The sequence below is a fragment of the Nosocomiicoccus massiliensis genome (assembly GCF_000438455.1).
GTDB classification, from domain to species: Bacteria; Bacillota; Bacilli; order Staphylococcales; family Salinicoccaceae; genus Nosocomiicoccus; species Nosocomiicoccus massiliensis.
Genome location: NZ_CAVG010000145.1, coordinates 1 through 14,694, shown reverse-complemented (window position 1 = coordinate 14,694; position 14,694 = coordinate 1). Strand labels below are relative to the sequence as shown.

15 protein-coding genes are annotated in these 14,694 nt (G+C 38.4%); 12 read left to right on the top strand and 3 right to left on the bottom strand.

Going from position 1 to position 14,694, the window contains the following annotated elements:
* The first annotated feature begins 56 nt into the window (after positions 1-56).
* A complete protein-coding gene (locus tag TJ68_RS07300; RefSeq protein ID WP_040929512.1) occupies positions 57-683 on the top strand; it encodes a hypothetical protein in 627 nt (208 codons plus the stop codon).
* Positions 684-714: 31 nt separating this feature from the next.
* On the opposite strand, the gene pnpS is transcribed toward TJ68_RS07300, so the two are convergent.
* Positions 715-2,472, bottom strand: a complete 1,758-nt coding sequence (gene pnpS / locus TJ68_RS07295; RefSeq protein WP_040929511.1) for a two-component system histidine kinase PnpS — start codon at positions 2,470-2,472, stop codon at positions 715-717.
* Positions 2,465-3,166, bottom strand: a complete 702-nt coding sequence (locus TJ68_RS07290) for a response regulator transcription factor (protein WP_040929510.1) — start codon at positions 3,164-3,166, stop codon at positions 2,465-2,467. Before TJ68_RS07290 ends, pnpS begins: the two co-directional genes overlap by 8 nt.
* Positions 3,167-3,323: 157 nt before the next feature.
* On the opposite strand from TJ68_RS07290, the gene TJ68_RS07285 reads away from it, so the two are divergent.
* Positions 3,324-4,325, top strand: a complete 1,002-nt coding sequence (locus tag TJ68_RS07285; RefSeq protein WP_040929509.1) for a ThiF family adenylyltransferase — start codon at positions 3,324-3,326, stop codon at positions 4,323-4,325.
* A gap of 10 nt (positions 4,326-4,335) precedes the next feature.
* A complete protein-coding gene (locus TJ68_RS07280; protein ID WP_040929508.1) occupies positions 4,336-4,842 on the top strand; it encodes a MogA/MoaB family molybdenum cofactor biosynthesis protein in 507 nt (168 codons plus the stop codon).
* Positions 4,843-5,495: 653 nt separating this feature from the next.
* Here the strand turns inward: TJ68_RS07280 and moaC are convergent.
* Complete coding sequence (gene moaC / locus TJ68_RS07275; protein ID WP_040929507.1) at positions 5,496-5,972, bottom strand: cyclic pyranopterin monophosphate synthase MoaC; 477 nt, start codon at positions 5,970-5,972, stop codon at positions 5,496-5,498.
* A gap of 68 nt (positions 5,973-6,040) precedes the next feature.
* Here moaC and TJ68_RS07270 point away from each other — a divergent pair, with 68 nt between their 5' ends.
* The 9 genes from TJ68_RS07270 to TJ68_RS07230 are packed head-to-tail and all read left to right on the top strand — an operon-like array spanning position 6,041 to position 14,584.
* A complete protein-coding gene (locus tag TJ68_RS07270; protein WP_040929506.1) occupies positions 6,041-7,288 on the top strand; it encodes a molybdopterin molybdotransferase MoeA in 1,248 nt (415 codons plus the stop codon).
* On the top strand, positions 7,285-7,731 hold the full coding sequence (gene mobB / locus TJ68_RS07265) for a molybdopterin-guanine dinucleotide biosynthesis protein B (protein ID WP_040929505.1): 447 nt from the start codon (positions 7,285-7,287) through the stop codon (positions 7,729-7,731). Before TJ68_RS07270 ends, mobB begins: the two co-directional genes overlap by 4 nt.
* Positions 7,728-8,183, top strand: coding sequence for a molybdenum cofactor biosynthesis protein MoaE (locus TJ68_RS07260; protein ID WP_040929504.1), 456 nt, complete (start codon positions 7,728-7,730; stop codon positions 8,181-8,183). The genes mobB and TJ68_RS07260 overlap by 4 nt, the downstream gene beginning before the upstream one ends.
* The gene (locus TJ68_RS07255) at positions 8,173-8,406 is read left to right on the top strand and encodes a MoaD/ThiS family protein (RefSeq protein WP_040929503.1); all 234 of its coding nucleotides are present in this window, start codon (positions 8,173-8,175) and stop codon (positions 8,404-8,406) included. Before TJ68_RS07260 ends, TJ68_RS07255 begins: the two co-directional genes overlap by 11 nt.
* Positions 8,407-8,973, top strand: a complete 567-nt coding sequence (locus TJ68_RS07250; RefSeq protein WP_040929502.1) for a molybdenum cofactor guanylyltransferase — start codon at positions 8,407-8,409, stop codon at positions 8,971-8,973.
* Positions 8,974-8,983: 10 nt separating this feature from the next.
* On the top strand, positions 8,984-10,003 hold the full coding sequence (moaA, locus tag TJ68_RS07245) for a GTP 3',8-cyclase MoaA (RefSeq protein WP_040929501.1): 1,020 nt from the start codon (positions 8,984-8,986) through the stop codon (positions 10,001-10,003).
* 49 nt (positions 10,004-10,052) lie between these two features.
* A complete protein-coding gene (locus TJ68_RS07240) occupies positions 10,053-11,588 on the top strand; it encodes an ATP-binding cassette domain-containing protein (protein WP_040929500.1) in 1,536 nt (511 codons plus the stop codon).
* Positions 11,585-13,210 (top strand): ATP-binding cassette domain-containing protein, encoded by a 1,626-nt coding sequence (locus TJ68_RS07235; protein WP_052327382.1) that lies wholly within the window; start codon positions 11,585-11,587, stop codon positions 13,208-13,210. The genes TJ68_RS07240 and TJ68_RS07235 overlap by 4 nt, the downstream gene beginning before the upstream one ends.
* A gap of 36 nt (positions 13,211-13,246) precedes the next feature.
* A complete protein-coding gene (locus TJ68_RS07230) occupies positions 13,247-14,584 on the top strand; it encodes a hemolysin family protein (RefSeq protein WP_040929499.1) in 1,338 nt (445 codons plus the stop codon).
* The last annotated feature ends 110 nt before the right edge of the window (positions 14,585-14,694 follow it).

The following is a 14,694-nucleotide window of genomic DNA, read 5'->3' as shown; positions in this document are numbered from 1 at the left end:
TGTGTTTATAAACATAAATAATCGGCAATATGTAAGTAAACGAGGAGGCGTTAATTATGGCGTTAGATAAAACTACACGCGTACAACATTTATTTATAGATTATCCAAATATCGGAGAGGTTATCCGTCCTTTATCACTTAAATTTGCTGTCGACGATACGGTAACAGTCGAAGATGTCGCGGTTAAACATAATTTAGACGTAGAAGCTGTCGTGAACGATTTAAAAGACTTTGTGGAAGACGAGTATGTCACAAATTACGTCAATCATACGAAGCAAGATCTTACAAAAACAGTCCACGACCGTTATATCGAAGATTTAAAAGATGAACTACCCGTTTTACATGAATATGTTAAAAAAGTGTCGAAGAAAAAATTAAAAGACGAAAACGTCCATCACGCATATGATAAAGTCAAACAAGCTTTAAATGATTATAGTGAACTTCTCGAAGATACAGTACACCCACTCGTCGTTTCAGATAAACATGCGGAAGTATATAACGTAGAAGTTGAAAGTAAAGAAAAGGAAATCGTTAAAGGATTTGAGAAGTTACGAGATGTCTCGAATGATTATAATAGTGAGCCCTTAGATGCTGATGTAGAATTTGTCTATGATAGACTAGAACGTTTAGAGCAGGTCGTTATAGAAATGATCGCACTTGAACAATTAATTCGCCGAAAATAATAATGACGCCACTTTTAAAAGTGGCGTCATTTTATCTTTTAAACGTTACCGTAAATGTCGTATATTCTCCTTCAATACTGTCTACAGTTATTGAGGCATTATGAAGTTCGACGAGGTGTTTCACAATCGATAAACCTAGGCCCGTGCCACCATCTGCTGTACTACGTGCAGAATCGACGCGGTAAAATCGTTCGAATAGTCGACTGAGGCTTTCTTCTGGAATTCCAGCCCCTGTGTCATGAACACTTAACTCTATGGAATCGTTCGTCTCTTCTATTTTTACTTCAACTATGTCACCTTCATGCGTGTAATTTGCAGCGTTTGAAAGTAGGTTTACGAGTATTTGCGCGACGCGTTCTTTATCCGCATAGAGCATATGCTCCTCATTTTCTGGTAAATGGAGTTGTAAGTTTCTATCTTTAAATAAACGTTTCATTGGACGCACAGTCGCATGAACGAGTTCAGTTAAATCAAAATTCGTTTCATTCAGTCGAATTTGATGTTTTTCTATTTTCGATAAATTTAAAATATCGATGATCAGCTTATTTAACCGAACACTTTCGTTATATATAATTTCTAAAAACTCTCGCTCAACTTCTCGGGGTAAATCCCCAGATTGTAATAACGTTTCAGAGAAACCTTGAATTGATGTGATCGGCGTTTTTAACTCATGAGACACGTTTGCAACGAAATCTCTACGAATATTTTCAAGTCGCTTAATATCCGTAATATCGTGAAGCGCAACGATTACACCACGCTTTTCCCAGCGTTCACCGTAATACGGTGCGGCATAAAAGTTTAAAATCATTTCTTCAGGATTGTATAAATGTACTTCACTCGTTTTTACTTCATCGTATTTATAAACGTGACGAATGTCTCTTAGTACATTTAATTTAACAAGACTTTCCTGATAGTCATTATGGAGAATTTTATCTCGCGTTTGGTTGATCATTTTTAACGCTGCGTCGTTAATCACGTCAATTTTACCTTCCGGGTTAATCAAAATAACACCCGTATTTAAATTCGATAAAATACTCTCAAGCTGTTTAGATTGGTCTTTAATTTCTGTGACGTGAGCGTTTAGACTAATTGCTAGAGAATTGACGGACTCACTAAGCGTGTACAGTTCTCCAGGAAACGTATCGTTAATACGCGCGCTATAATCATTTTTCTTCAGACGCTCTGTCACTTCTATAATCTTTTGAATTGGATTCGTAATTTTATATGCGAGTAGTGCTGCTGATATAATCGTTGCGACTAAAATGAGTGTAAATACGATGACGATTGATACCCATTTTTGTTGTGCAGCTGCTTCGATTGTCTCTAGTGGAGTAGAGCTACGGACATACCCAATGACTTCACCGTCTTCAGTGATCGGTACAGCGACGTACATCATCTGTATGTCTTCAGTGTCACTTTGTCGAATGTATGATTCACTCGTCGTTTTCTTTCGTTTCGCTTCTTTAATCTCTGGGCGATCGATGTGATTACTCATCGTCCAAATGTTTGAATCCGTGTCGTAAATGACTCTCCCGTCCTCATCGATAATCGTAAAGCGTAAGTTTTCGGGCAACTTTAGATCCGAAAACATTTCCTTCGTATTACGAATGGTTAACGTATCTTTTGTAATCATACTTTCGAGCAGTTCACTTTCTTCAGTAAGTTGCTTACTCGTCATTGCGTTATACGTCGTACGGTTTACGTTATCTACAAAGAAAAACATCATACATAATCCGACAATTAAAACGATGAAAAACGAAAGTGTGATGCGAACCCACAGTTTATTCATCGATATATTCCATCTTATAACCGAATCCACGAACAGTATGAATGTATTTCGGCGACTTCGGATTGTCTTCAATTTTTTCTCTTAGTTTACCGATGTGGACGTCGACAATTCGTGTATCACCGTCAAAATCAAACTGCCAAATTCCGTTTAACAGTTGATCGCGAGATAAAACACGTCCATTGTTTTTACTTAAGTAAACGAGAAGTTCGTATTCTTTTTTAGTGAGGTCGATTTTTTTATCGTTTTTATAAATAGAATAGTTGTCATAATCGATTGTTAGTTCACCGATTTTTACAGTGTTGTCTTCTGTAGTAACTTGATTTGCTTCAAAGTCAATGCGTCTTAATATCGCGCGAACTCTCGCTACGACTTCTCTCGGACTAAACGGTTTTGTCATATAGTCATCCGCCCCCATTTCAAGGCCGAGTATTTTATCGAACTCATCATCTTTTGCAGTGAGCATTAAAACGGGAACGTGAATTTTATCGAGACGTAAAGTTTTCACGACGTCCATGCCATCCATTTTTGGAAGCATTAAGTCTAAAACCATTACGTCTGGTGATTCCTTTTTCACTTGCTCAATCGCTTCTAAACCGTCGTTTGCTGTAACGACTTCAAAGCCATTTTGTTCTAAGTTAAATTTAAGTAACGTTACAATTGATGTTTCATCATCAACAACGAGAATTTTATGCATAGTAACCTCCTGCATATCGAATTTGTTATATGTTAATCATTTTATCATGTTTACAATTATTCACTTATATTTTACACAATCTTTACAATGTAGAATACTCATGGAATAGTGTAGAATATAGTATTGTAATAGAGATTATACTTTTTAAGGTGAAACTATGAATATCGAACGTTATAGTCGACAAATTTTATATAAAAATATCGGTGAAGACGGTCAACGAAAGTTGTTAGATAGTACCGTACTCATCGTCGGAGTCGGTGCACTCGGATCAGTTTCAAGCGAGATGCTTGCGCGTTTAGGTATTGGGAAACTCATTTTAGTTGACCGAGACTACGTTGAGCTATCGAATTTACAGCGTCAGACGTTATATACTGAACGTGACGCAGAAAACCAAAAACCAAAAGCAATCGCGGCACTCGAACATTTAAAAGAAATTCGTAGTGATCTAGATATTGAAGTCCATGTGAATCACGTAGACGCACTCTTTTTAGAATCACTCGTAAAAACTCATAACGTCGATTTAATTTTAGACGGGACAGATAACTTTGAAACAAGACTCGTAATTAATGACGTCGCGTATAAAGTGGGGATTCCGTGGGTCCACGCAGCTGTCGTCGAAGCGTCATACGTAAGTGCACCATTTACAAAGGACTCGCCGTGTTATAGATGTGTGATGCCAGTACTTCCGTCAAATACATTAACGTGTGACACAGCAGGTGTGATATCTCCAGCCATTCATACGGCCGTGTCAATACAAGTCACGACAGCAATAAAAATACTCATCGGTGAAACGTTTGACAGACACTATATGACGTTTGGAGACTTATGGTCAGGCGAGCATGGTCGCATCGCATTTGATAACATTAAGAATAAAGAGTGCGATACGTGTGAGTTAGAACTTTATCCTTCATATAATGAATCACACCAAGCATTAAGCTTATGTGGAAGAGATACTGTTCAAATATATGATGACACAGTCACTTATGAACTTTCGTTAAACACTGCGAAGCGACTCGGTGATTTTAAAGAGACACCGTACTTCATCGAATTTTATTATGATGATTATCGAATTATCGTATTTAAAAACGGTCGAATGTTAATACACGGTCTAAAACGAATTGAAAAAGCACGCACGATCGTCGCACAACTATTTGGATAGGAGAGATACTATGAGTATTGTTGAAAGAATCGATAGAGATATTAACGTCGGTGTAATTACAGTGAGTGATACGCGTACAAAAGAAACAGACAAAGGCGGAAAACTTGTCATCGAAAAGTTAACTGACATTAACGCAGTTGTCGAAGATGACAATCACTTAATCGTGACAGACGATAAAGAAAAAATCCGTGAAGCGGTTGTTGGATTACTCGAAAAAAATCTAGACGTCGTCATCACGACAGGGGGTACAGGAATCGCTAAGCGAGACGTCACAATAGAAGCGGTGAGCGAACTATTCGACAAAGAAGTCGAAGGGTTCGGGGAACTATTTAGAATGTTGTCTTACACAGAAGACATCGGATCGCGAAGTCTATTATCACGCGCTGCAATGGGCACGCACGACAACCAACTCATCGTCAGCCTCCCAGGATCAACAGGCGCAGTCAAACTCGGCATGGACAAACTCATCGTCCCAGAGTTAAACCATCTAGTATTTGAGTTAAACAAAGAGAACTAGTAGGGGCACGAACTATTGTAGTAAGTTGTAACGACGTGCGGTCGGAGTAGGTTTTTGTTCTTATGGATGATGAAGTGCGAGCGATTTGCCGTGTGTGGAGCGGTTATTTACAAAAAATGTTTGAAAGTGTTAGATATATCCGGATAATTAACAAAAACGGTGTCGGCGGACCGGAATATGTTAATTAAATCCGGATATCTCACAAAATCGCGATATTTTTGTTAAATAAAATTTGGGAGAAGGGTGCTTTTCATCTATTAGGATAAAAAGCCACTGTCGCTCTTCAATTATTTACAAAAAATGTGTGAAAGTGTTAGATATATCCGGATAATTAACAAAAACTGGGGATATGACCACGTTTTTGTTAGATAAAAAAATATAATTAACAAAAACGGTGCGCCTGTGCCGAAATATTTTAATTAAATCCGGATATCTCACAAAACCGCGATATTTTGTTAAATAAAATTTGGTAGAAGAGCGTTTTTCATCTTTTGGGATAAAAAGCCACTATCACTCATCGGTTATTTACAAAAAATGTCTGAAAGTGTTAGATACATCAAAATAATTAACAAAACCGCGATATTTTTGTTAAATAAACTCGGCAAAAGAATAAAAACACACTTCAAAAGCACCCCACCCCCCACATCCATCACCTAAACCGAATAATCTCCGGATTTCCCGCCAGATTTACTTAATAGCTTAGTTTCTTTGATGATCATACCTTTATCGAGCGCTTTACACATGTCGTACACTGTGAGTGCTGCAGCGCTTGCGGCTGTTAAAGCTTCCATTTCCACTCCTGTTTGGCCTTTGACTTTTACTGTTGCTTTGATGTGTAGTTTGTATCCGTCATCCGTATCCCATTTAAATGAGATGTCGATTCCAGAAAGTTGTAGTGGATGGCACATCGGGATGATTTGATGCGTGTTTTTCGCTGCCATAATTCCAGCGATTTGTGCGACTGCTAACACGTCACCTTTTTTCATCTTTTCGTTAATGATGCCTTCATATATTTCTTGACTGACCTCGATCACGCTTTCTGCAGTTGCAACGCGTGACGTGACATTTTTTTCTGAGACGTCGACCATTTTTGCGCGTCCTTCTTCGTTAAAGTGAGTAAACTTAGACATTAAAATCCCTCTTTTTAGTATAATAGTTCATAAGTATTACGTTAATTATATCAAAAGGAGAGATTTTAGTGACTTTAAATAGACAACCAATCCCAGTTTTTGATGCCGTAACTAAAGTAGTAGAAAATGTTACACATATAGATACTGAAACAGTGAAACTCGAAGAGAGTTATAATCGTTATCTTTCAGAGGATTTAACAGCAACTCATGACGTGCCGTTATTTACGCGCTCAGCGATGGATGGGTTTGCGATCCGTAGTGCAGATTCAGGTAAAGGTGCAACGTTCACTGTTGTAGATGAAGTACCCGCTGGCAGTACGAGTGACTACGAACTAAAAGAAAATGAAGCATTCCGTATTATGACAGGTGCAGAATTACCGAAATCTGCGGACACGGTCGTGATGTTTGAACAGGCAAATATTGACGGCAATACGTTCACGATACGTAAAACGTTTAACGCGTACGATAACGTTGCAATGCAAGGTGAAGAGTGTAAAAAAGGCGACATTATCGTCCATAAAGGAAGCCAAATCAACCCAGGTACAGTCGCAACGCTTGCGACATTTGGATACGCTGAAGTGAATGTCTACCGCGTCCCAGTTGTCGGCGTTTTATCGACAGGAAGCGAACTACTTGAAGTATCTGACGAGTTAGAGCGCGGTAAAATTAGAAATTCAAACACACCGATGATCATGGCGCAGTTAGAGAGAATTGGCGTACACGCTAAGCGCTATGATTTAGAAGAAGATAATCTAGATACACTTCTAGAAAAAGTTGAAAAAATGTTTAACGAAGTCGACGCAGTTATCACAACAGGTGGTGTGTCTGTTGGAGATTACGACTTACTTCCGAAAGTCTATGAAAAACTCGGCGCGGAAGTTCTGTTTAACAAAGTGGCAATGCGACCAGGTAGTGTTACGACAGTCGCAAGGGCAAAAGGCAAGTTCTTATTCGGTTTAAGTGGGAACCCATCTGCATGTTATTCAGGATTTGAGTTATTCGCTCGTCCTGCGATATTACTCATGCAAGGCTCTGCACGAGCATTCGCGCCATTCGTGAACGCGACGCTTGGAGAAGACTTTAAAAAGCCAAATCCGTTTACGCGATTTGTCCGTGCTGAGATTGACTTTGTCGACGGGAAAGTCATTTCAAAACCGTCTGGATTTAATAAGTCAAACGCCGTAACGTCGATTGCGAGAAGTAACGGAGTTATCGTATTACCAGGTGGTACGCGTGGATTTGAAGCAGGAGATGAAGTACAAGTAATGCTGACAGATGTGACGAGTGGTGTGTCACACTTTTCGATTCTACAATGAAAATTTTACAAGTCGTTGGATATAAAGACACCGGTAAAACGATGTTAATCGTGGAATTTCTAAAAATATTGAAAGATTCGAACTTAAAAGCAGCCGTAATAAAACATCATCACATCGATATCGATGAATCGACAGACACTGGAAAGTTCAGTCGACTGAGTGACTATACAATTTTAAACACACCGAACTATACAATTTACCATGACAACAAAGTGCCGGATTTAGAAGAACAAATCGAAGCTTTGAACGGTAAAGTCGACGTCGTTTTAGTCGAAGGTTATAAAAGCAAAGATTATGACAAGATTGTCCTCACGCATTCGTTCACGGGTGAAAAAGGCGATATAAGAGATTTAGAGCTGTCAAATGTGGTAAACTACTATAACGTAGCATCAGATCAAGATGCGATATTACAATGGTTTAAAGGTTGGAGTAAAAATAGATGAAGCAGTTCGAAATAGTAACTGAACCGATTGATATCGTAAAATATCAACAATATGTTCTAGACGAACATCAAGGTGGTCTTGTGACGTTCACGGGTCACGTGCGTGAGTGGACTAAGGGCACGCGGACAGTATATTTAGAGTACGAAGCATATATTCCGATGGCTGAAAAAATGCTCGCACAAATCGCAGATGAGATAAGCGAAAAGTGGCCAGGTGTAAAAACGAGCATCGCACACCGAATCGGTAAACTCGACGCGACTGAAATCGCGGTAGTTATTTTAACGTCTTCACCTCACCGACATAACGCGTACCGTGCAAATATGTACGCAGTCGATCGATTAAAAGAAATCGTTCCAATATGGAAAAAAGAGATTTGGGAAGACGGAGAAGAGTGGATTGGTGACTCTAGACATTATCACTCGAGTGTGGAGGTGGATCGTGATGAAAATTAAAATATTTGCAAGTATAAAAGAAAAAATCGGTGACGATCATATTGAACTACCGATTCATGACGCAATAACAGTGAAAGAATTAAAAGAGCGTTTATATATCGATTATCCAGAATTAGACGGGGAAGTGTTTCAAGTTGCAGTGAACGAATCATTTGAAAGAGACGAGTCGACGATTGCACCTGATGACGTCGTAGCACTTATCCCGCCAGTGAGTGGTGGTTAAATGGTAATTGGAGCAGTATTAGCAGGCGGAAATTCAACGCGATTTGGTTCAGACAAATCATTATATGCGTTAAACGATACACCGATGTATATGCACGTCGTGAATCGTTTAAAGAAAAGTGGAGTCGTCGACGAAATTGTCGTCAATACGAACGCGCGATTAAAGGATGCATTTCATCCGTATAAAACGGTGATAGATGACGAAAGTTTTATAGATCACGGACCACTCGGTGGAATTTACGCATTGATGAAAGAATATCCAGACGACTACGTCATTATCGTGTCGACAGACACGCCGTACGTACCGAGTGCATGGTTAAAAGTGTTAGTCGAAAAGGCGATCGAAACGAACAAAATCGTCGTTACGGAAGGTGAGCAACTACATCCGTTAATCGGTGTGTATCACGGTGAAACAATCGTCGAAGATTTAAAAAGACAACTCGAATCAAATAAACTGAGTATCCGACAATTTTTAGAGCATCAAGACTATATAACGTTAAACATTGAAGACTACGGTCTCAATGAATCGATGTTTGTAAACATTAATCGTAAAACGGATATTCTCTAGGAGGGATACGATGAAACAAGTAACTGATAAGTTTGGACGACCGTTACGAGATCTTCGTATTTCCGTAACGGATAAATGTCAGTTCAGATGTAGCTACTGCATGCCAAAAGAAATATTCGGCGATGACTATGCGTTTTTACCAGAAGAGCATTTACTTTCATTTGATGAAATTGAAAGACTCGCGCGTATATACGCAGATCTCGGTGTCAAAAAATTACGTATTACAGGTGGTGAGCCGTTAATGCGTAAAGACTTACACGAACTTATCGCACGATTAAATAAAATTCCAGGTATAGAAGATATCGGTATGACGACGAATGCGTTACTGTTAAAGAAACATGGCCAAAAGCTTTACGACGCGGGGCTTCGTCGTTTAAACATTTCACTCGATGCGATGGACGACGAACTATTTGGTCAAATTAACGACCGTGGCATTGGTACGTCGAGAATATTAGAAAATATAGATTATGCGATTTCTCTCGGCTTTAAAATTAAAGTCAATATGGTCGTACAAAAAGGGTTAAACGACCATGAGATTTTACCGATGGCACGTCATTTTAAAAACACGCCAATTACGTTACGTTTTATCGAATTTATGGATGTCGGTAACGATAACGGCTGGAACTTCGAAAAAGTCGTATCTAAAGAAGATATTTTAGATATGTTGCGTGAAGAATTTACGCTTGAGCCAGTAGAACCAGCGTACTACGGGGAAGTTGCGAAAGTGTATAAGCATACGGACACAGATGCACATTTAGGGTTTATTACGAGTGTGTCTGAAAACTTCTGTTCAACATGTACGCGTGCTAGACTATCTGCAGATGGTAAGTTTTACGGATGTCTATTCGCAACTGAAGGATTTGATATAAAAACGCTCATGCGTGAAGGTATTTCAGATGAAGCACTCGAAGACATCTTAATGGGCGTGTGGAATGAACGTGACGATCAATATTCAGCAATTCGTCATAAAATTACAGAAGAAGAACGCAAAGCACGTCGTAAAATAGATATGAGCTATATTGGAGGATAAGAAGCGTGAGAGGATAGACTCTCACGTTTTTTTAATAGAGGTGTAAAACATGAAGTTAGATTTGGATAGAAAGTACATCGTGATCTATACGCTCATTTCAACTGTAATTGCAGTGAGTTATCTGTTATTTGGTCACGAACTATCAAAACTACTCGAAAATTTAATCATAAACAAAACGACAGTAAAGACTGAATTTATAATGCTCATCGTGTACTTTATCTTGTTTTTCTTAGTGACATATATGTATAACTTCTACACGAGTAAAGTCGCAAGTCAAAACTTAACAGAGAAAGCAAAAGCTCTTGCACGTAGTATTCACGTCGATTCAAAGCGAGATAGCGAATCGATTTTAAACGCAGTATTTGTCCATTTAGAAAAATATCGTCCGTATCAAGAAAGTTTTATACCGACGGTCGTTTTAACTGTGACAAAGGTCGTTATAATTATCGGTGCACTCTTTTTTATAGAGCCAGTTGCAGCGATTATCCTGCTTACAACGGCACCATTTATACCGTTATTTTATATATTAGTCGGCCTTAAAACCGAAGATGAAGCACTCGAGCAAGCGACAGGGTTCGACGAGATGGGGACGCTATTTTTAAATTTAGTGCGCGGAAAAGAAACGGTCACCTATACGAACGCTGAACGTGAAGCGAGTCGTGCGTTACAAAAGAGTAACGACAAGTTTTTATCGAAGACGATGCATATACTAAAGTATGCATTCCAATCGACGTTAATGCTCGAGTTTATAACGATACTCGGTATCGGTCTAACGGCGCTCGAGGTCGGATTACGTATTATCATCTTTGAAAATATTACGTTTTACCAAAGCTTTTTCGTACTGCTCATGGCGCCTGAATTTTATTCATCATTAAAAGTGATGGGGACAGAATTTCATAACGGAAAAATAGCAGACGGTCACTTACAAAAAGTGAACGAGTCAATAGTAGTACCGCGTGAAGAGTACCGTGAAAAGGGTGAGTCGCTACAGCTCCACGATGTTACAATCGCGACAGACCGCGACTTACTTAAAAATACGTCTATTCAGTTTAATAAATCAGGACTCATTGCGATTACAGGAAAATCTGGTGTTGGGAAAACGACGTTATTAAATACGATCGCCGGACTACACCCACCAACAAAGGGACAAGTAACGATTCCTACCGACGACGTGTTATATATATCTGACGATATTTACTTATCAGACACGACGTTTAGAGAGTATTTTAACGATGTCGAAGAAGATAAAATACTCGGTACTTTAAAAGAACTTCAACTTTACGACAGTATTATGAATCTTGAAGCGGGCCTTGACACGTTAATTATTAACAATAACGTACCGTTAAGTGGCGGAGAAATTGTTCGACTGAAACTCGCACGTGTATTACTATTACGACCACAAATCGTATTAATGGACGAGCCGACAGAGTTTTTAGATGAAACGACTGAAGAAATCGTATTAGAGCATTTAAGTCAGCTAAAAGAACATGCGTTAATTATCGCAGTCGTTCATCGACGTGCATTATTAGATATCGCGGACACACATATCGTTATGCAAAATAAAACGCTAGAGGTGAGTGTATGAACTTTTTTAAAAATGAACAAATAAAAGTATATTTCAGCATTATCCTCGGCATTTTAAGTGGGCTCGTTGGCGTCTCGATATTCGGGTTAAGTGGGTATATGATTAGCTTGAGTTATTTTAGCCCACCACTCATTACAATTATTTTTATTATCGTGATTATTAAATTGATGGGTCTATCAAAAGGTGTGTTTAAATATTTTGAACGCATATTTTCGCATGAAGCGACGTTTCAAATGATCAACCGTTTGCGCCTTGATTTTTTAAATCAGACATTGGCAAATCACACTAAGACGCGTGACGTCCGGTTAATCGAACGTTTAAATAAACATTTTGATGATATTGAAGGGTATTACATTCGAATCGTTTACCCTATTATTACGGCTGTTTCGATTGCGGTTATTGTCGTTATTTTATCGGCACTCGTTAGTACGAAACTCGTCGTTATTTTTAGCGCATTTTCATTGCTCGTTTTACTCGTCGTACCACTTATTTTTAAGCGTGTATTTGAACGTATTTATGACGAAGAGAGTAACGTGGAGTCAACGCTCTATTTAAAAATATATAGTCTCATATACGGGTATACGGATTTTTTCATCAACAAAGAGATTGATGAAAAGCAGCACGACATTGAGACGTTAATTGAGCGATATAACGACAAGAAATTTATGCGCGCGAACATGACACATATAATGCGAATGACTTCACAGTTATTACAAATTATTGGATTGTCTCTCATTATTTACGCGGTGGATGATGTACTACTATTACCGATGGTTCTTCTGATATTTATAAACATCGTCGAAGTGCTCGTTCCGGTCATGCAGCCGGTGAGCGAGTTCAGTCGTGTGAAAAGAACGATAGAAAGAATCGAAGGTCGCTCTGAGAGTGAGCGACCGTTTAACGAAGAGTTATCAGTTAAAGACTTAACGTTTAGATATGAAAATTCAAAGCGCGACGTGTTAAAACATGTGACGTTAAACGTTAAACGAGGTGAAAAGCACGTCATTATTGGGCCGAGTGGATCTGGGAAGTCGACGTTACTTCATCATTTAATTACAGAAGATGCGAGTGTGATGCCTCAGTTTTTAGATTTTTATAACGGAACTTTAAGAGATAATTTAACGATGTTCGGTAAAAATGAAGTTGAAGCGGACGAGTTAAAAGGGTATTTGGATGAATTTGAACTAAAAGAATTGGAACTGGATGACTATATGTACGCTACTCGTCACATGTCAGCAGGGGAAATGAAACGCCTGCATGCGATTCGCATGATTTTAGAACGTAAAAATACGTGGATGATGGACGAGCCGACGGCTCGATTAAACGATGCGTTACGAAAAAAAATGTGGGACCTTATATTAAAGCAAGAGACATTAATCGTCGTGACGCATGATTTAAGTCATTTGGATCAGTTTGATTTTATTCATTATTTAAAAGAGGGAGAAATTGTTGAAACGATTACGAGTCATGCGTTAAAAGAAGAGAGTTCAGAATTAAAAAAATCACTGAACGTTTTATATTTGAATGATGTAGAAATATATTCAAAATTAAGCGAATGTGGTAAAATATCAATACTATATTGGAAAAAGAAACGTATCGTATGCATTCTTATCTATATATAGGTAATCAATGGAGGTGACCCCGAGTTCGGGAACGTATTGGATACGACCACAATCTTAAATTTATTTATATTTATTTTACTCATTTTACTGACGATGATGTTCGTTGGGTCTGAGTTTGCATTTGTTAAAGCGAGATTATCGAAAATCGATCAACTAATTGAAGAGGGCAATAAAAAAGCTGAGTTAGTGAAGCATATGATCGTTCATCTCGATTATTATTTATCTGCCTGTCAGTTAGGGATTACAATCACAGCTCTAGGATTAGGTTGGATTGGTGAATCTACATTCGCAATTTTATTAAATCCTTTATTTGACTTAATTAATATACCAAACGAGTATATGACAATCGTTAGCTTTATTGTCGCGTTTACAATCGTGACGTTTATACACGTCGTCGTCGGTGAACTTGCACCAAAAACAGTTGCGATTCAATACGCTGAAAAAGTGAGTATGGTATTTGCGAGACCACTCTATATATTTGGAGTTATCATGAAGCCATTAATATGGTCAATGAACGGAACTGCACGATTTTTAGTGAGACTCATTGGTATCAAAGATGTCGCGACAGAACATGCACACTCTGAAGAAGAGTTAAAAATTATTATGACACAAAGTTATAAAAGCGGGGAAATCAACTTAACAGAGCTCGCTTATATGAAAAATATATTCTCATTTGATGAAAGAGCCGCAAAAGATATTATGGTTCCGAGAACTCAAATGATCACACTGCAACAACCGATTACGCTAGAAAGTGTCTTAGAAACTGTAAACGAATATAGCTTTACACGTTATCCAGTGACAGACGAAACTGGAGATAAAGACCAAATTATCGGATTTATAAACGTAAGAGAATATTTCACAGAGTATTTATCGGGTAAAACAGATAACATCGAAGACTTTATACACGAACTGCCTGTTATTACTGAAGTATCTCACATTTCTGATGCGCTAATTAAAATGCAAAAAGAACGCGTCCACATCGCACTCGTCATCGATGAGTACGGTGGAACAGCAGGTATGATGACGATGGAAGACATTCTCGAAGAAATCGTCGGTGAAATCCGTGACGAATTCGACGAAGATGAAGAACCAGAAATCGTTAAAGTCGAACAAGAAGAGAATCTGTATCACATTAACGGAAGAATGTTACTTTCAGATTTAGAAGAAATGTTCGGTATCGAATTTGAAGACAGCGAAGACATCGACACAATCGGTGGATGGCTACAAAACATTAACCCTGACATCTCAGAAGGTGATGTTGTCGATACGAAAGAAGATAAGTGGGTCGTCTTAGAAACAGACAACCACACAATCAAGACAATCGCTTTTTATAGAAGTTTATATAACTACGAAGATGATGAAGCAGAAGATTAAGTGCTATGCGTGTTCTTTATCTTGTAGGGTAAGAAGTGAACTATCGCTCATGGCTTATTTACAAAAATGAGGTTTGGAGACTGAAATTTGTTAGATATATCTAGATATTT